Annotated in this window: 14 protein-coding genes and 2 tRNA genes; 15 read left to right on the plus strand and 1 reads right to left on the minus strand. The window is 62.0% G+C overall.

The annotated features are described in order from the left end of the window. Window positions 1-79: 79 nt before the first annotated feature. The 7 genes from dnaK to P5703_RS03300 all read left to right on the plus strand — a co-directional run bounded on the left by dnaK (window position 80) and on the right by P5703_RS03300 (window position 9,777). Window positions 80-1,993 carry a molecular chaperone DnaK gene (dnaK, locus tag P5703_RS03270; protein ID WP_218650991.1) on the plus strand — a complete coding sequence of 638 codons (1,914 nt, stop codon included), beginning with the start codon at window positions 80-82 and terminating at the stop codon, window positions 1,991-1,993. Window positions 1,994-2,116: 123 nt separating this feature from the next. Then, window positions 2,117-3,247, plus strand: coding sequence for a molecular chaperone DnaJ (dnaJ, locus tag P5703_RS03275; RefSeq protein WP_013983884.1), 1,131 nt, complete (start codon window positions 2,117-2,119; stop codon window positions 3,245-3,247). An 81-nt stretch (window positions 3,248-3,328) separates the two neighbouring features. Further along, window positions 3,329-4,135, plus strand: coding sequence for a 4-hydroxy-tetrahydrodipicolinate reductase (gene dapB / locus P5703_RS03280; RefSeq protein ID WP_279641888.1), 807 nt, complete (start codon window positions 3,329-3,331; stop codon window positions 4,133-4,135). 216 nt (window positions 4,136-4,351) lie between these two features. Further along, window positions 4,352-5,500 (plus strand): glutamine-hydrolyzing carbamoyl-phosphate synthase small subunit, encoded by a 1,149-nt coding sequence (carA, locus tag P5703_RS03285; protein WP_279641887.1) that lies wholly within the window; start codon window positions 4,352-4,354, stop codon window positions 5,498-5,500. 173 nt (window positions 5,501-5,673) lie between these two features. Then, the gene (carB, locus tag P5703_RS03290; protein ID WP_279641886.1) at window positions 5,674-8,895 is read left to right on the plus strand and encodes a carbamoyl-phosphate synthase large subunit; all 3,222 of its coding nucleotides are present in this window, start codon (window positions 5,674-5,676) and stop codon (window positions 8,893-8,895) included. After that, complete coding sequence (greA, locus tag P5703_RS03295; RefSeq protein ID WP_011914382.1) at window positions 8,892-9,368, plus strand: transcription elongation factor GreA; 477 nt, start codon at window positions 8,892-8,894, stop codon at window positions 9,366-9,368. The genes carB and greA overlap by 4 nt, the downstream gene beginning before the upstream one ends. Then, on the plus strand, window positions 9,346-9,777 hold the full coding sequence (locus tag P5703_RS03300; RefSeq protein ID WP_019406375.1) for a hypothetical protein: 432 nt from the start codon (window positions 9,346-9,348) through the stop codon (window positions 9,775-9,777). Before greA ends, P5703_RS03300 begins: the two co-directional genes overlap by 23 nt. Window positions 9,778-9,808: 31 nt before the next feature. On the opposite strand, the gene P5703_RS03305 is transcribed toward P5703_RS03300, so the two are convergent. Beyond that, entirely contained in the window at window positions 9,809-10,120 is a 312-nt protein-coding gene (locus P5703_RS03305; protein ID WP_011914380.1) for a YhbY family RNA-binding protein, read from the minus strand. A 606-nt stretch (window positions 10,121-10,726) separates the two neighbouring features. Here P5703_RS03305 and ftsH point away from each other — a divergent pair. From ftsH to rimP, 8 genes are all read left to right on the plus strand, one after another. After that, window positions 10,727-12,649, plus strand: coding sequence for an ATP-dependent zinc metalloprotease FtsH (gene ftsH / locus P5703_RS03310; protein ID WP_017244233.1), 1,923 nt, complete (start codon window positions 10,727-10,729; stop codon window positions 12,647-12,649). Between the two features lie 168 nt (window positions 12,650-12,817). After that, the gene (gene folP / locus P5703_RS03315) at window positions 12,818-13,669 is read left to right on the plus strand and encodes a dihydropteroate synthase (RefSeq protein WP_011914378.1); all 852 of its coding nucleotides are present in this window, start codon (window positions 12,818-12,820) and stop codon (window positions 13,667-13,669) included. Between the two features lie 10 nt (window positions 13,670-13,679). Beyond that, the gene (gene glmM, locus P5703_RS03320) at window positions 13,680-15,017 is read left to right on the plus strand and encodes a phosphoglucosamine mutase (protein ID WP_013983877.1); all 1,338 of its coding nucleotides are present in this window, start codon (window positions 13,680-13,682) and stop codon (window positions 15,015-15,017) included. A 65-nt stretch (window positions 15,018-15,082) separates the two neighbouring features. Then, window positions 15,083-15,838 carry a triose-phosphate isomerase gene (tpiA, locus tag P5703_RS03325; RefSeq protein ID WP_279641885.1) on the plus strand — a complete coding sequence of 252 codons (756 nt, stop codon included), beginning with the start codon at window positions 15,083-15,085 and terminating at the stop codon, window positions 15,836-15,838. Window positions 15,839-15,842: 4 nt separating this feature from the next. After that, the gene (secG, locus tag P5703_RS03330; protein WP_017244236.1) at window positions 15,843-16,226 is read left to right on the plus strand and encodes a preprotein translocase subunit SecG; all 384 of its coding nucleotides are present in this window, start codon (window positions 15,843-15,845) and stop codon (window positions 16,224-16,226) included. A 7-nt stretch (window positions 16,227-16,233) separates the two neighbouring features. Next, window positions 16,234-16,319 (plus strand) — tRNA-Leu (locus P5703_RS03335). A gap of 94 nt (window positions 16,320-16,413) precedes the next feature. Then, window positions 16,414-16,490, plus strand: a tRNA-Met gene (locus P5703_RS03340). Window positions 16,491-16,618: 128 nt separating this feature from the next. Further along, entirely contained in the window at window positions 16,619-17,077 is a 459-nt protein-coding gene (gene rimP / locus P5703_RS03345) for a ribosome maturation factor RimP (RefSeq protein WP_013983874.1), read from the plus strand. Window positions 17,078-17,100: the final 23 nt, after the last annotated feature.

The raw sequence follows: 17,100 nt of genomic DNA on the forward strand, positions 1-17,100 counted from the left end.
ATCTGGTAGCCAAGCGTTTTTGTGTTACCCGCAGCCGGTAGACAGGCGCGGATCAATCGAAATTTGGAGAGCGAATTAAATGGGCAAGATCATCGGTATCGACCTGGGGACCACCAACTCCTGTGTCTCCATCATGGAAAACGGCAACGTCAAGGTCATCGAGAACGCCGAAGGCGGACGCACCACGCCGTCCATCATCGCCTACACCAACGATGGCGAGACGCTGGTCGGTCAGTCGGCCAAGCGCCAGGCAGTCACCAACCCGCAGAACACTCTGTACGCGGTCAAGCGCTTGATCGGCCGCCGTTTCGAAGAAGATGTCGTGCAGAAGGACATCAAGATGGTGCCCTACACCATCGTCAAGGCCGATAACGGTGATGCCTGGGTGGAAGTGAAGGGCCAGAAGATGGCGCCTCCGCAGATTTCTGCCGAAGTGTTGAAGAAGATGAAGAAGACCGCCGAGGATTACCTGGGCGAGTCGGTCACCGAAGCGGTCATCACCGTGCCGGCCTACTTCAACGACAGCCAGCGTCAGGCTACCAAGGACGCCGGTCGCATCGCCGGTCTGGACGTCAAGCGCATCATCAACGAGCCGACCGCGGCCGCGCTGGCCTATGGCATGGACAAGGCCAAGGGCGACCACACCGTGATCGTCTATGACCTGGGTGGCGGTACCTTCGACGTGTCGGTGATCGAGATCGCCGAGGTAGACGGCGAGCACCAGTTCGAGGTGCTGGCTACCAATGGTGACACCTTCCTCGGTGGCGAAGACTTCGACATCCGCCTGATCGACTACCTCGTCGACGAATTCAAGAAAGAAACCGGCATGAACCTCAAGGGCGACCCGCTGGCCATGCAGCGCCTGAAGGAAGCTGCCGAGAAGGCGAAGATCGAGCTGTCCTCGAGCCAGCAGACCGACGTCAACCTGCCGTACATCACGGCTGACGCGTCCGGTCCGAAGCACCTGAACGTGAAGATCTCCCGCGCCAAGCTGGAGTCGTTGGTCGAGGATCTGGTCGAGCGCACCATCGAGCCGTGCCGCATCGCGCTGAAGGATGCCGGCATCGATGTGTCGAAGATCAATGACGTGATCCTGGTCGGTGGCCAGACCCGCATGCCGCTGGTGCAGCAGAAAGTCGCCGAGTTCTTCGGCAAGGAAGCGCGCAAGGACGTCAACCCGGACGAAGCCGTGGCCATGGGTGCTGCCATCCAGGGCGCCGTGCTGGCGGGCGACGTCAAGGACGTGCTGCTGCTCGACGTTTCCCCGCTGACCCTGGGTATCGAGACGCTGGGCGGCGTGATGACTCCGCTGATCGAGAAGAACACCACCATCCCGACCAAGAAGTCGCAGGTGTTCTCCACTGCCGACGACAACCAGAGCGCCGTGACCATTCACGTGCTGCAGGGTGAGCGTAAGCAGGCTGCGCAGAACAAGTCGCTGGGTCGCTTCGATCTGGCCGAGATTCCGCCGGCCCCGCGCGGCATGCCGCAGATCGAAGTCACCTTCGATATCGACGCCAACGGCATTCTGCACGTGTCCGCCAAGGACAAGGCCACTGGCAAGCAGCAGTCCATCGTGATCAAGGCCAACTCCGGTCTGTCGGAGGAGGAAATCGAGCAGATGGTGCGCGACGCCGAGGCCAATGCCGAGGAAGACCGCAAGTTCGAGGAGCTGGCTACCGCACGCAACCAGGGCGATCAGCTGGTGCACGCCACCCGCAAGATGCTCACCGAGGCCGGCGACAAGGCCAGCGACGATGACAAGGCTGCGATCGAGAAGGCGCTCAGCGAGCTGGAGCTGGCCATCAAGGGCGACGACAAGGCTGCGATCGAAGCGAAGATCGCTGCGGTGTCCCAGGCCTCCACTCCGGTTGCGCAGAAGATGTACGCCGAGCAGGCTCAGGCCGGTGAAGGTCAGCCCGCAGGTGAGCAGGCGAAGCCGGGCGACGACGTGGTCGACGCCGAGTTCGAAGAGGTCAAGGACAACAAGTAAGCCCCGGCTTGCTTCCGCTCCAGCCCGCCCTCGACGTCGTCGGGGCGGGCAAGACCGCCACGCGGGGGCTTGCTCCCGCGTCGGCGTGTCTGGAAGGCATGAAATTGAGGGTTCAGGATAGTTATGGCCAAACGCGATTTTTACGAGGTGCTGGGCGTTGAGCGCGGTGCCAGCGAGGCGGAGCTGAAAAAGGCTTACCGCCGCCTCGCCATGAAGCATCACCCCGACCGCAATCCGGGTGACAAGGCGGCGGAGGAAGCCTTCAAGGAGGCCAATGAGGCCTACGAGGTGCTTTCCGACCCGAGCAAGCGGGCTGCCTACGATCAGTACGGGCACGCCGGCGTCGATCCGCAGATGGGCGCCGGGGCAGGTGGAGCCGGTTACGGCGGCGCCAACTTCTCCGACATCTTCGGCGATGTATTCAGCGATTTCTTCAGTGGCGGTCGTGGCGGCTCCCGCGGTGGCGCTCAGCGCGGCAGCGACCTGCGCTACACGCTGGAGCTCGATCTGGAAGAGGCTGTGCGCGGTACCACCGTGACCATTCGCGTGCCGACCCTGGTCGAATGCAAGACCTGTGACGGCTCCGGGGCGAAGAAGGGTACCAGTCCGGTGACCTGTACCACCTGTGGCGGCATCGGCCAGGTGCGCATGCAGCAGGGTTTCTTCTCGGTACAGCAGACCTGCCCGCGCTGTCATGGCAGCGGCAAGATGATTTCCGACCCTTGCGGCAGCTGCCACGGCCAGGGTCGCGTCGAAGAGCAGAAGACGCTCTCGGTCAAGGTGCCGCCGGGCGTCGATACCGGCGACCGCATTCGCCTGTCTGGTGAGGGCGAGGCGGGCACTCAGGGCGGTCCGGCTGGTGATCTGTATGTAGTGGTCAACGTGCGCGAGCACGCGATCTTCCAGCGTGACGGCAAGCACCTGTACTGCGAGGTGCCGATCAGCTTCGCCGATGCGGCGCTGGGTGGTGAGCTCGAGGTGCCGACGCTGGATGGTCGGGTCAAGCTGAAGATCCCGGAAGGCACCCAGACCGGCAAGCAGTTCCGCCTGCGCGGTAAGGGTGTGGCGCCGGTGCGCGGTGGCGCAGCGGGCGATCTGATGTGTCGCGTCGTGGTTGAAACGCCGGTCAACCTGAGCAAGCGCCAGCGCGAGATGCTCGAGGAGTTCCGCGGCACGCTACAGGGCGACACCTCCCATTCACCCAAGGCCAGCGGCTGGTTCGAGGGTGTGAAGCGCTTTTTCGGTGATGTTTGAGTCGAACTGAGGGCTTGAGGTCCGGTGCCTGGTGCATCGGCCTCGCGCTCGGTTTCCGGCTTGCAGCTTGGAGCTGATGCTATGCGACGTATTGCAGTGACGGGCGCCGCCGGGCGCATGGGCAAGACCCTGATCGAGGCGGTGCAGCAGACTGGCGGCGTCGCCGGTCTGACCGCTGCCATCGATCGGCCGGACAGTACCCTGGTGGGTGCTGATGCCGGCGAACTGGCCGCCATCGGGCGGCTGGGCGTGCCGCTGACGGGAGATGTCGGCAAGGCCGTCGACGAGTTCGACGTGCTGATCGACTTCACCCACCCTTCGGTGACGCTGAAGAACCTGGAGGTCTGCCGGCGCGCCGGCAAGGCCATGGTGATCGGTACCACCGGCTTTTCGCCGGAAGAGAAGGAGCGCCTGGTCGCGGCGGCCAGAGAGATCCCGATCGTCTTCGCCGCCAACTTCAGCGTTGGCGTCAATCTGTGCCTCAAGCTGCTGGATACCGCGGCGCGTGTGCTGGGTGACGATGTGGATATCGAGATCATCGAGGCGCATCACCGGCACAAGGTCGATGCGCCGTCCGGCACCGCGCTGCGCATGGGGGAGGTGGCGGCCGAGGCGCTCGGGCGCGATCTGCAGAAGGTTGCCGTCTATGGTCGCGAAGGTCAGACCGGTGCGCGGGCGCGCGAGACCATCGGCTTTGCGACTGTGCGTGCCGGGGACGTCGTGGGCGACCATACCGTGCTGTTCGCCGCCGATGGCGAGCGCGTCGAGATCACCCACAAGGCCTCCAGTCGCATGACCTTCGCCAAGGGGGCGGTGCGCGCCGCGCTGTGGTTGGATGAGAAGCCGGCAGGGCTCTACGACATGCAGGACGTGCTCGGCCTGAAATGATTCGCTGCGCGCACCGGTTGCCCTGTGCCCCGTTCGGGTGCGCTGGCCGGCTATTTCGGCTGGACCGGAAAGGCGGTTTTGTGTAAGCTTCCCGCTTTAGTGTGTCCACTAAAAGTTGCGCAGAAATGAATCAAACAAAAAGCGGGATGACCTTCACACGTCATCCCGCTTTTTTACAATCTGCGTCTGCTCCAGCCTTGATCTACGGGAGGTCTCTTGACTAAGCCAGCCCTTACGCCAGCCATTCTGGCCCTTGCCGATGGCAGCATTTTTCGCGGCGAATCCATCGGCGCCGATGGGCAAACCATTGGTGAGGTGGTGTTCAACACCGCCATGACCGGCTATCAGGAAATCCTCACCGATCCCTCCTACGCCAAGCAGATCGTTACCCTCACCTATCCCCATGTCGGTAACACCGGCACCACGCCGGAAGACGCCGAGTCCTGGAAAGTCTGGGCCGCTGGTCTGGTGATTCGCGACCTGCCGTTGATTTCCAGCAACTGGCGCAACAAGCAATCACTGCCCGATTACCTCAAGGCCAACGGCACCGTTGCCATCGCCGGCATCGATACCCGTCGCCTGACCCGTATCCTGCGCGAGAAAGGTGCGCAGAACGGCTGCATCCTGGCTGGCGCCGACGCGACCGAAGAGAAGGCGCTGGAGCTGGCGCGCAGCTTCCCCGGGCTGAAGGGCATGGACCTGGCCAAGGAAGTCAGCGTGAAGGAGCGTTACGAGTGGCGTTCCACTGTCTGGTGCCTGAAGGACGACGCGCATGCCGAGATCCCGGCCAGCGAGCTGCCCTATCACGTCGTCGCCTTCGACTATGGCGTGAAGTACAACATCCTGCGCATGCTGGTCGCCCGCGGTTGCCGCGTCACCGTGCTGCCGGCGCAGACGCCTGCCAGCGAAGCCCTGGCGCTGAATCCGGACGGCATCTTCCTGGCCAACGGCCCGGGTGACCCCGAGCCGTGCGACTACGCGATCAAGGCGATCCAGCAGGTGCTCGAAACCGACATCCCGGTGTTCGGCATCTGCCTCGGCCATCAGCTGCTGGCGCTGGCCTCCGGCGCCAAGACCGTGAAGATGCCCAACGGTCACCACGGTGCGAACCATCCGGTGCAGGATCTGAAGACTGGCGTGGTGATGATCACCAGTCAGAACCACGGTTTCGCCGTGGACGAAGCCAGCCTGCCGGCCAATGTGCGTGCGACGCACAAGTCGCTGTTCGACGGCACCCTGCAGGGCATCGAGCGTACCGACAAATCGGCCTTCAGCTTCCAGGGCCACCCCGAGGCGAGCCCCGGCCCGCACGACGTCGCGCCGCTGTTCGACCGTTTCATCGAAGCCATGGCCAAGCGACAGTAAACGAGTCGCCTTGAGAGTGTAGCGAGCGCGGTCTGGGCAAGGCGCCCGGAACGCAACGACGAGACAGTACAGGTAGTACGGCGAGGAAGTGAGTACCGCGCAACGCAGCCCAGGAGGCGCGCAGTAACTCTCAAGATGACTCGCCGACTGACCCAAGGATTCGAGTAACGAATATGCCAAAACGTACAGATATCAAAAGCATCCTCATCCTCGGCGCTGGCCCCATCGTCATCGGCCAGGCCTGCGAGTTCGACTATTCCGGTGCGCAGGCGTGCAAGGCGCTGAAGGAAGAAGGCTTCCGCGTCATCCTGGTGAACTCCAACCCGGCCACCATCATGACCGACCCGGCCATGGCCGACGCCACCTACATCGAGCCCATCAAGTGGGCCACCGTGGCCAAGATCATCGAGAAGGAGCGCCCCGACGCGCTGCTGCCGACCATGGGCGGCCAGACGGCGCTGAACTGCGCGCTGGACCTGGAAAAGCACGGTGTGCTGGAGAAGTTCGGTGTCGAGATGATCGGTGCCAACGCCGACACCATCGACAAGGCCGAAGACCGTTCGCGCTTCGACAAGGCGATGAAGAACATCGGCCTGGCCTGCCCGGAATCCGGCATTGCGCACAACATGGAAGAGGCCTACGCGGTTCTCGACAAGGTAGGCTTCCCCTGCATCATCCGTCCATCGTTCACCATGGGCGGTACCGGTGGCGGCATCGCCTACAACCGTGAAGAGTTCGAAGAGATCTGTGCCCGTGGTCTGGATCTGTCGCCGACCAGCGAGCTGCTGATCGACGAGTCGCTGATCGGCTGGAAGGAATACGAGATGGAGGTGGTCCGCGACAAGAAGGACAACTGCATCATCGTCTGCTCCATCGAGAACTTCGATCCGATGGGCGTGCACACCGGCGACTCCATCACCGTAGCCCCGGCGCAGACCCTGACCGACAAGGAATACCAGATCATGCGCAACGCCTCGCTGGCGGTGCTGCGTGAGATCGGTGTGGAAACCGGCGGCTCCAACGTGCAGTTCGGCATCTGCCCGAACACCGGCCGCATGGTCGTGATCGAGATGAACCCGCGCGTGTCGCGTTCCTCGGCGCTGGCCTCCAAGGCCACCGGCTTCCCGATCGCCAAGATCGCCGCCAAGCTGGCTGTCGGTTACACCCTCGACGAATTGCAGAACGACATCACTGGCGGTCGCACGCCTGCCTCGTTCGAGCCGGCGATCGACTATGTCGTGACCAAGGTGCCGCGCTTCGCCTTCGAGAAATTCCCAAAGGCCGATGCCCGCCTGACCACCCAGATGAAATCGGTCGGTGAGGTCATGGCCATCGGTCGCACCTTCCAGGAGTCCATGCAGAAAGCCCTGCGCGGTCTGGAAGTCGGCGCCACCGGTTTCGATCCGAAGCTGAACCTGGCCGATGCCGAGGCCGAGAGCACCCTCAAGCGCGAGCTGACCGTGCCGGGCGCCGACCGCATCTGGTTCGTGGCCGATGCCTTCCGCGCCGGCAAGAGCGTCGAAGACGTGTTCGCCCTGACCAACATCGATCCGTGGTTCCTGGTGCAGATCGAAGACCTGGTCAAGGATGAGGAGCAGGTCAAGACGCTCGGCCTGTCCAGCATCGACCGTGACCTGATGTACAAGCTCAAGCGCAAGGGTTTCTCCGATGCCCGTCTGGCCAAGCTGCTCGGCGTCACCGAAAAGAACCTGCGTAGCCATCGCCACAAGCTCAAGGTGCTGCCGGTCTACAAGCGCGTCGACACCTGCGCCGCCGAGTTCGCCACCGACACCGCCTACATGTACTCGACCTATGAGGAAGAGTGCGAGGCCAACCCGAGTGGCCGCGAGAAGATCATGATCCTCGGCGGTGGCCCCAACCGTATCGGTCAGGGTATCGAGTTCGACTACTGCTGTGTGCATGCCGCGTTGGCCATGCGTGAAGACGGATACGAGACCATCATGGTCAACTGCAACCCGGAGACCGTCTCCACCGATTACGACACGTCCGACCGCCTGTACTTCGAGCCGGTGACCCTGGAAGACGTGCTGGAGATCGTTCGCGTCGAGCAGCCCAAGGGTGTGATCGTGCAGTACGGCGGTCAGACGCCGCTGAAGATCTGCCGCGCCCTGGAAGAAGCCGGCGTGCCGATCATCGGCACCAGCCCGGATGCCATCGACCGCGCCGAAGACCGTGAGCGTTTCCAGCAGATGGTGCAGCGCCTGAACCTGCGCCAGCCGCAGAACGCCACTGCACGCAGCGAAGAAGAAGCCATCGCTGCCTCCAAGGCCATCGGGTATCCGCTGGTGGTGCGTCCGTCCTACGTGCTGGGCGGTCGCGCGATGGAAATCGTCTACGAGGAAGAAGAGCTCAAGCGCTACATGCGCGAGGCGGTGCAGGTGTCGAACGACAGCCCGGTGCTGCTGGACCACTTCCTCAACTGCGCCATCGAAGTGGACGTCGACGCCGTCTGCGACGGCGAGACGGTAGTGATTGGCGGCATCATGCAGCACATCGAACAGGCCGGCGTGCACTCCGGCGATTCGGCCTGCTCACTGCCGGCCTACTCGCTGCCGCAGCACATCCAGGACGAGATTCGCGAGCAGGTGCGCAAGATGGCCCTGGAGCTCGACGTGGTTGGTCTGATGAACGTGCAAATGGCCGTGCAGGGCGAGGACATCTACGTGCTCGAGGTCAACCCGCGCGCCTCGCGTACCGTGCCGTTCGTCTCCAAGTGCATCGGCGAGTCGCTGGCCAAGGTCGCTGCGCGCGTCATGGCGGGCAAGAGCCTGGCCGAGGTCGGTTTCACCCGCGAGATCATCCCGACCTATTTCAGCGTCAAGGAAGCGGTGTTCCCGTTCGCCAAATTCCCGGGTGTCGATACCATTCTCGGCCCGGAAATGAAGTCCACCGGCGAGGTGATGGGTGTCGGCGACAGCTTCGCCGAAGCCTTCGCCAAGGCCCAGCTGGGTGCCAGTGAAATCCTGCCGACCTCCGGCTGCGCCTTCCTCAGCGTGCGCGAAGACGACAAGCCCTACGTCGAACAGGTCGCACGTGATCTGGTTGGCCTCGGCTTCGAGGTCGTTGCCACCGCTGGCACGGCGCGTATCATCGAGGCGGCCGGGCTGCCGGTGCGTCGCGTGAACAAGGTGACCGAAGGCCGTCCGCACGTGGTCGACATGATCAAGAATGACGAGGTCACGCTGATCATCAACACCACCGAAGGGCGTCAGTCCATCGCCGATTCGTATTCCATTCGTCGCAACGCCCTGCAACACAAGATCTGCATCACCACCACCATCGCGGGTGGTCAGGCGATCTGTGAGGCGCTCAAGTTCGGTCCCGAGAAGACCGTGCGCCGCTTGCAGGATCTCCATGCAGGAATCAAGGCATGACAAAATTCCCCATGACCATCCAGGGCGCTCGCGCCCTGGAAGAAGAGCTCAAACATCTGAAAACCGTGCTGCGCCCGCAGATCACCCAGGCCATCGCCGAGGCGCGTGAGCTGGGTGACCTTAAGGAGAACGCCGAGTACCACGCGGCGCGCGAGCAGCAGGGGATGGTCGAGGCACGCATCCGCGACATCGAAGGTCGCCTGCAGAATGCCCAGGTCATCGACATCGCCAGCATCGCACCGACCGGCAAGGTGATCTTCGGTACCACCGTGGACATCGCCAACGTCGAGACGGACGAGCAGGTGACCTATCAGATCGTCGGTGACGACGAAGCCGATATCAAACAGGGCAAGCTGTCGGTGAGTTCACCGATCGCGCGTGCGCTGATCGGCAAGGAAGAGGGCGATGTGGTGGCGGTCAAGACGCCCAGCGGACTGATCGAGTACGAGATTGTCGAAGTCCGCCATATCTGATCGGCAACCCGCGCGCGCCGGCTTCATCACCTGGCAGCTGACCCAGACCTTCTGGGTCGGCGGCCTATGGTTGCTGCAGTTTCTGGTGCTGCCTGCGCTTGGACGGATCGGCCTGGCACCGCTACTGGTCGAGGAAGTCGCCGGGAGTCTGCGTCCTCTGATGGTCGGCTTCGCCGCGTTCTGCGTGGCGCTGCAGGCGCTGGTATTGGTCCAGTCTGTTGGTCTTCGCGGTTTGTGGCGCGATGTGCGGGGGCAGCTGCTGCTGGCGGTGATGGCCCTGGCCGGCACTCATCTTTTGATGAATGCCGGCTGGTTCGAGTCCATCTACTGGGCCAGTTTCAGTGTTCTGGCGATGGCGCTGGGCGGTTTGATGCTGGTATTGCAGCCCGTTCCCGGGCGAGAGCAATGACTGACGGCGGCAGACTGCTGCCGCAGCGGTTTCACGCCTGGAAGCGATGGATGTTCGACAGCTGTTTGTTCGGCTTCGGATTCCTGCGATAGACCAGCGCCATTTTGCCGATGGTCTGCACCAGTTCGCATTTTCCGATTGCGCACAGCTCTTCCATCAGGGCGCGGCGATCTTCGCGCTCGGTAAGGCGGAACTGGATCTTGATCAGTTCGTGATCGTTCAGGGCTCGCTCCAGTTCGGCTTGAACGCCTTCGGTCAGCCCGTTTTCGGCAACGATCAGCACCGGTTTCAGATGATGGCCGATGGACTTGTACTGTTTCTTCTGCTCGTTGGTGAGCGGCATATTTCGACCCTTGCGTCAGAACCCTTGAAAAACGGCGGCTAGTGTAACCGAGAGGTGCAAGGCCGCACAGGTGAGCGATCGGTTTGGCAGGCTGTGTAGCCAGTCTGTCATTGGTGGAACCTTGTGATCGCGAACGCAGCCCCAATATGAGAGCTGTGTGGACTGCCAGCCATCGTGACGCAGTGCTTTCTGCGAAACGGCGCGCGAGTCGGTCTCCGGATACTGCATTTGGCTCGGTTTTTTTGATCAAGATATTTCAGGATGCGCGCTCTACGCGTACCTGAAAGCGTTGCGGCAGGCGTTCGAGAGCATGCAGACAAGCAAAGCCGCGGTGGCCTCGCGACCGCTCCAGTGCGCAATATCTGCTTGTCCATGGCTTTACGGGTGTGCCGAACGAACAGACCCGTTTGTGCGAAAAGGCCGGTTTCGCGGTCTATTCATGCGGGCGTCGGCCAATGGACGGCCCCGTACGGCAAGGACTAGGCTGTTTCATGGGGTTACAGACCGACTGCCTGTTCCAGTGCGTTGTGTAGTAAGTTAGGCCGAGCAACCAACCGGCCGTCATGCGGGCCCGCGGACACGGGTTTGCTCCAGAGGGTAGTTAATTTGAACGACATGGCAAAAAACCTGATCCTGTGGCTGATCATCGCCGCCGTCCTGGTCACGGTGATGAACAACTTCTCCAGCCCGAGCGAGCCGCAGACGCTGAACTACTCGGACTTCCTTGAGCAGGTCAAGGAGGGGCGCGTGGAGCGCGTGACCGTCGATGGTTTTGTCATCATCGGCAAGCGTAGCGACGGCGACACCTTCAAGACCATTCGCCCTGCGATCCAGGACAACGGCCTGATCGGCGATCTGCTCGACAACAATGTGCTGATCGAGGGCAAGCAGCCTGAGCAGCAGAGCATCTGGACACAGCTGCTGGTGGCCAGCTTCCCGATCCTGGTGATCATCGCCGTGTTCATGTTCTTCATGCGGCAGATGCAGGGCGGTGCTGGCGGCAAGGGCGGGCCTATGAGCTTCGGCAAGAGCAAGGCTCGCCTGCTCTCCGAGGATCAGGTCAAGACCACCTTCGCTGACGTCGCCGGTTGCGACGAGGCCAAGGAAGAAGTGCATGAGCTGGTGGAGTTTCTCCGCGACCCGGGTAAATTCCAGCGTCTCGGCGGCCGTATTCCGCGTGGCGTGCTGATGGTCGGTCCGCCCGGTACTGGTAAGACGCTGCTGGCCAAGGCGATTGCCGGTGAGGCGAAGGTGCCGTTCTTCACCATCTCGGGTTCGGATTTCGTCGAGATGTTCGTCGGTGTCGGCGCCAGCCGGGTCCGCGACATGTTCGAGCAGGCCAAGAAGCACGCGCCTTGCATCATCTTCATCGACGAGATCGACGCGGTCGGTCGTCATCGTGGTGCCGGCCTCGGCGGCGGGCACGACGAGCGCGAGCAGACCCTCAACCAGTTGCTGGTGGAGATGGATGGCTTCGAGATGAACGATGGCATCATCGTCATCGCGGCTACCAACCGTCCCGACGTGCTCGATCCGGCGCTGCTGCGTCCGGGTCGCTTCGATCGGCAGGTGGTCGTAGGCTTGCCGGACATCCGCGGTCGCGAGCAGATTCTCAAGGTGCACATGCGCAAGGTGCCGGTCAGCGAGAACGTCGAGCCGGCGGTCATCGCCCGCGGTACGCCGGGTTTCTCCGGTGCGGACCTGGCCAACCTGGTCAACGAGGCGTCCCTGTTCGCTGCGCGGGCCAACAAGCGCATCGTCGAAATGCGCGAGTTCGAACTGGCCAAGGACAAGATCATGATGGGCGCCGAGCGCAAGTCCATGGTCATGTCTGAGAAAGAGAAACTCAATACCGCGTATCACGAGGCTGGGCACGCCATCGTCGGGCGCGTGGTGCCGGAGCATGACCCGGTCTACAAGGTTTCCATCATTCCTCGCGGGCGGGCGCTGGGTGTCACCATGTTCCTGCCGGAAGAGGATCGCTACAGCCTGTCGAAACGCGCACTGATCAGTCAGATCTGCTCGCTGTTTGGTGGTCGAATCGCGGAGGAAATGACCTTGGGTTTCGAAGGCGTCACCACTGGCGCTTCCAACGACATCATGCGCGCGACTCAGTTGGCGCGGAACATGGTGACCAAGTGGGGCTTGTCGGAGAAGCTTGGCCCGCTGATGTATGCCGAAGAGGAGGGTGAGGTCTTCCTCGGTCGCAGCGCTGGCAGTCAGCACGCCAACGTTTCCGGCGAGACCGCCAAGCTGATCGATGAAGAGGTGCGCAGCATCATCGATCACTGCTATGGCACCGCCAAGCAGATACTCACCGAGAACCGCGACAAGCTGGACATGATGGCCGAAGCACTCATGAAGTACGAAACCATCGATGCACCGCAGATCGACGACATCATGGCGGGCCGTCCACCGCGCGAACCGCGTGACTGGGAAGGTGGCGGTACCGGCACGTCCGGGACGCCGGCCGTGCCGGATGACAATCGTCCGCAGACGCCGATTGGTGGTCCCGCCGGGGAGCATTGAGGGTAGCGTCGACCGAACATTCATCGGTCGGCTGTCAAAAGGCTGTATCCAGAAGGGGCGCATAGGCGCCCCTTCTGGTGTAAATTGTCCACCCCGTTGTGCCATGGTGGTGCAGCTGGCGTGGATCGCCTGCCCAGGGCGTCCGGCCTGAACGTACAAGGCTTGTGAATGAACAACTCGTCTTCACCTGCTCGACTGGTCTGCGGCAGTCGAGCCCTCGATCTTTCCCGTCCCCATGTCATGGGGATTCTCAATGTCACCCCCGATTCCTTTTCCGATGGTGGTCGCTTCGCCGAGCGCGATGCGGCATTGCGGCACGCCCAGGCGATGGTTGCAGCAGGGGCTACGCTGATCGATGTGGGGGGGGAGTCGACCCGTCCGGGCGCGCGTTCAGTTTCGCCGACCGAGGAGCTGGAGCGGGTCGCCCCCATTGTCGAGGCCATTGCCGGCGAGCTGGATGTCGTGATCTCGGTGGACACCTCAACGCCTGCGGTGATCCGCGAGTGCGCGCGGCTGGGCGCCGGTCTGATCAACGACGTGCGCTCGCTACGACGCGATGGTGCGCTGGATGCAGCGGCCGACACCGGTTTGCCGGTCTGTCTCATGCACATGCGCGGCGAGCCCGGGGATATGCAGGACGATCCGCGCTATGACGATATCACTGCGGAAGTTGCGTCGTTCCTAGGTGAGCGAATGGCGGCGTGCGCAGCGGCAGGCATTCCGGCAGAGCGCATCGTGCTCGATCCGGGGTTCGGCTTTGCCAAGACGCTGAATCACAACCTCGTGCTGTTCAAGCATATGGAAAAGCTTCACCGACTGGGGCGTCCGCTGCTGGTGGGCGTGTCGCGCAAGAGCATGATCGGTGGCGTGCTGGGGCGTCCGGTGGGTGAGCGGCTGTATGGCAGCCTTGCGCTGGCGGCCCTGGCCGTCAGCAAGGGGGCGCAGATCGTGCGGGTGCACGATGTGGCCGAGACGGTTGACGTAATTCGAATGATCGCTGCAGTGCAGGCGGCAGAGTAGGGAAGACACCATGACTAGAAAGTATTTCGGCACCGACGGCATTCGCGGACATGTTGGGCAAGCGCCTATTACCCCGGATTTCATGCTCAAGCTGGGCTGGGCGGCAGGCATGGCCTTCCGCAAGCAGGGCAAGTGCCGCATCCTGATCGGCAAGGACACCCGTATTTCGGGCTACATGTTCGAGTCGGCGCTGCAGGCGGGGCTGTCGGCTGCGGGCGCCGATGTGTTGCTGCTGGGGCCGATGCCGACGCCAGCGGTTGCTTACCTGACGCGTACCTTCCATGCCGAGGCCGGCATCGTCATCAGCGCCTCGCATAATCCCCATCACGACAACGGCATCAAGTTCTTTTCCGGTCGCGGAACCAAGCTTCCCGACGAGGTCGAGCTGATGATCGAGGAGCTGATCGATACGCCGATGACTGTGGTCGAGTCGGCACAGCTGGGAAAGGCATCGCGGATCAACGATGCGGCCGGTCGCTACATCGAGTTCTGCAAGAGCAGCGTGCCGACCAGTACCGACTTCTCCGGGCTCAAGCTGGTCATCGATTGCGCCCATGGTGCTACATACAAGGTAGCGCCCAGCGTATTTCGCGAGCTGGGAGCCGAGGTTGTAGTGATCGGCGCGCAGCCGGATGGGCTGAACATCAATGCCGATGTCGGCTCCACCCATGTTGGCCAGTTGCAAAAGGCGGTGGTGGAGCATGGGGCTGATCTCGGGATCGCCTTTGACGGAGATGGCGATCGGGTGATGATGGTCGACCATACCGGTGCGGTCGTTGATGGTGACGAGTTGCTCTACATCATCGCGACCGATCTGCAGGAACGCGAACGCTTGACCGGCGGAGTCGTCGGTACCCTGATGAGCAACCTCGGGCTCGAGCTCGCCCTCAAGGCGCGCGAGATTCCGTTCTGCCGGGCCAAGGTGGGTGATCGTTACGTGATTGCCGAGATGCTGGATAAGGGGTGGGTTCTCGGTGGCGAGAATTCGGGACACATCGTCTGCGCCCAGCACACCACTACTGGCGACGCGATCATCGCGGCCTTGCAGGTAGTCCTGGCGCTGCGCCGGCGTGGCCAGACCCTCGCTCAGGAGCGTCTGGCGTGGCACAAGTGTCCGCAGGTGCTGATCAATGTGCGCTTCTCCGGCGATAGAGATCCGATCGCGCATCCCAGCGTCAAGGCTGCCTGCGACAGCGTTACAGAGCGCATGGGTGGGCGCGGGCGCGTGTTGCTGCGCAAGTCCGGCACCGAGCCGCTGGTGCGGGTAATGGTTGAGGGTGACGACGAAATACAGGTGCGCGGCATGGCGGAAGAGCTGGCCAAGGTCGTTACCGAAGTTTGTGCGTGAACGCGCTTGCCAGGGGCGCAGTCGTTGAGTAACATCTGCGCCCACTTTGACCGATGAGGTAAAGCATGCGTCGCCCCATGGTAGCTGGTAACTGGAAAATGAACGGTACCCGCGCTAGCGTCGCAGAGCTGATCGAGTCTTTTCAGCGTCAGGCACTGTCTGCAGCGGTTGAGATTGCGGTGTTTCCCTCCTTTGTGCATGTCAGTCAGGTCCTGGATGTTGTCGATGGGGCGCAAGTTTCCGTCGGTGCTCAGGATTGTGCCTTGCAGTCGGGTTTCGGGGCGCTGACTGGCGAGGTTTCGGCCGACCAGTTGGTTGATCTCGGTTGTGAGTGGGTATTGGTTGGGCACTCCGAGCGCCGCTTGGTATTGGGTGAGACGGACGAGGTGGTCAGCCAGAAATTTGCGGCAGCTCAGGCAGGCGGTTTGAAGCCTGTGCTGTGCCTCGGTGAGACGCTCGAGGAGCGCGAGGCTGGAAGAACGCTGGAAGTGGTGGCGCGGCAGTTGGGACGGGTTCTCGATGATCAAGGTGTCGAGGCGTTCCAGTCTGCAGTGATTGCGTATGAGCCCGTCTGGGCCATCGGGTCTGGCTTGACGGCTACGCCTGAGCAAGCGCAAGAGGTGCACGCCGCCATTCGCGATCAACTGGCGCGCAGCGATCGTCGCATCGCCGAAGGTGTAAGGCTGCTATATGGTGGCAGCGTGAAGGCGGACAATGCCGCTGAGCTGTTCGCCATGGCGGATATTGATGGGGGGCTGGTTGGTGGAGCCTCTCTGAAAGCGGATGAATTCGGTGCGATCTGTCGCGCCGCGGGGAACTGAACAGATGTTGCAGACTGTTGTGATTGTGGTGCATCTGCTGGTTGCTCTTGGTGTGGTTGCGCTGGTGCTGCTGCAGCAGGGCAAGGGTGCGGACGCTGGTGCGTCTTTCGGTTCGGGTGCTTCGGCAACTGTTTTCGGAAGCCAAGGTTCTGCTACCTTTCTGAGTCGGTTTACTGCTATACTTGCCGGCGTTTTTTTTCTGACCAGCCTGGGTCTGGCGTTTTTCGCCAAGCAGCAAGCTGATCAGTTGTCCCAGGCGGGGCTGCCGGATCCAGCTGTGCTGGAAGTGCCGGTCAGCAAGCCAGCGGTTGAGGATGTGCCTGTGCTCGAGCAGCGCAAGCCGGCGGATACTGCGGGTGATCTGCCTGAGGTGGAAGAAGGGCAATAAGGTTTTTGCCGAGGTGGTGGAATTGGTAGACACGCTACCTTGAGGTGGTAGTGGCCATAGGCTGTAGGGGTTCGAGTCCCCTCCTCGGTACCAAACAAGCAGGCCCGCCTAGTGCGGGCTTTCTTGTGTTTAAGGGTTTCGGTTGACCGGTGTTGGTCGCGGGTCGTATAATTCGTGCCCAGTTTGACGCGGGGTGGAGCAGTCTGGTAGCTCGTCGGGCTCATAACCCGAAGGTCGTTGGTTCAAATCCAGCCCCCGCAACCAGTCGATAAAGAGCCCCTGTACAGGGGCTTTTTATTAGCTTGAGGCCAGGTCGCCGGCATTTACAGGCGGTCAAAAGGGATGGGCGTTTCGCCCATTTTTCATTTGTACAGCATGCGCGAGGGACTTCGATGTCGAGCAAGCTAGAACAGTTGCAGGCCTTGTTGGCCCCGGTGGTTGAGGCGCTTGGCTATCAGTGCTGGGGCATTGAGTTCATTTCCCAGGGGCGGCATTCACTGCTGCGAGTCTATATCGATCATGCCAACGGCATTCTCATCGACGATTGCGAGAAGGTGAGTCGTCAGCTGAGTGGCGTGCTCGATGTGGAAGATCCGATCAGCGTGGACTACACCCTTGAGGTTTCTTCTCCCGGTATGGATAGGCCCCTGTTCACCATTGAACAGTACGTGGCCCATGTCGGTGATCAGGTAAAAATTAAGCTGCGCTCGCCCTTCGAGGGCAGGCGCAATTTCCAGGGTCTTCTCCGTGGGGTGGAAGAGCAGGATGTCGTGGTGCTGGTGGATGACCATGAATACCTGCTGCCGATCGACATGATCGATAAGGCCAACATAATTCCCCGTTTTGACTGAGAGCGGATCCCGCGGACCCCAAT

It is taken from the genome of Stutzerimonas sp. FeSN7 (assembly GCF_030263795.1).
GTDB classification, from domain to species: Bacteria; Pseudomonadota; Gammaproteobacteria; order Pseudomonadales; family Pseudomonadaceae; genus Stutzerimonas; species Stutzerimonas stutzeri.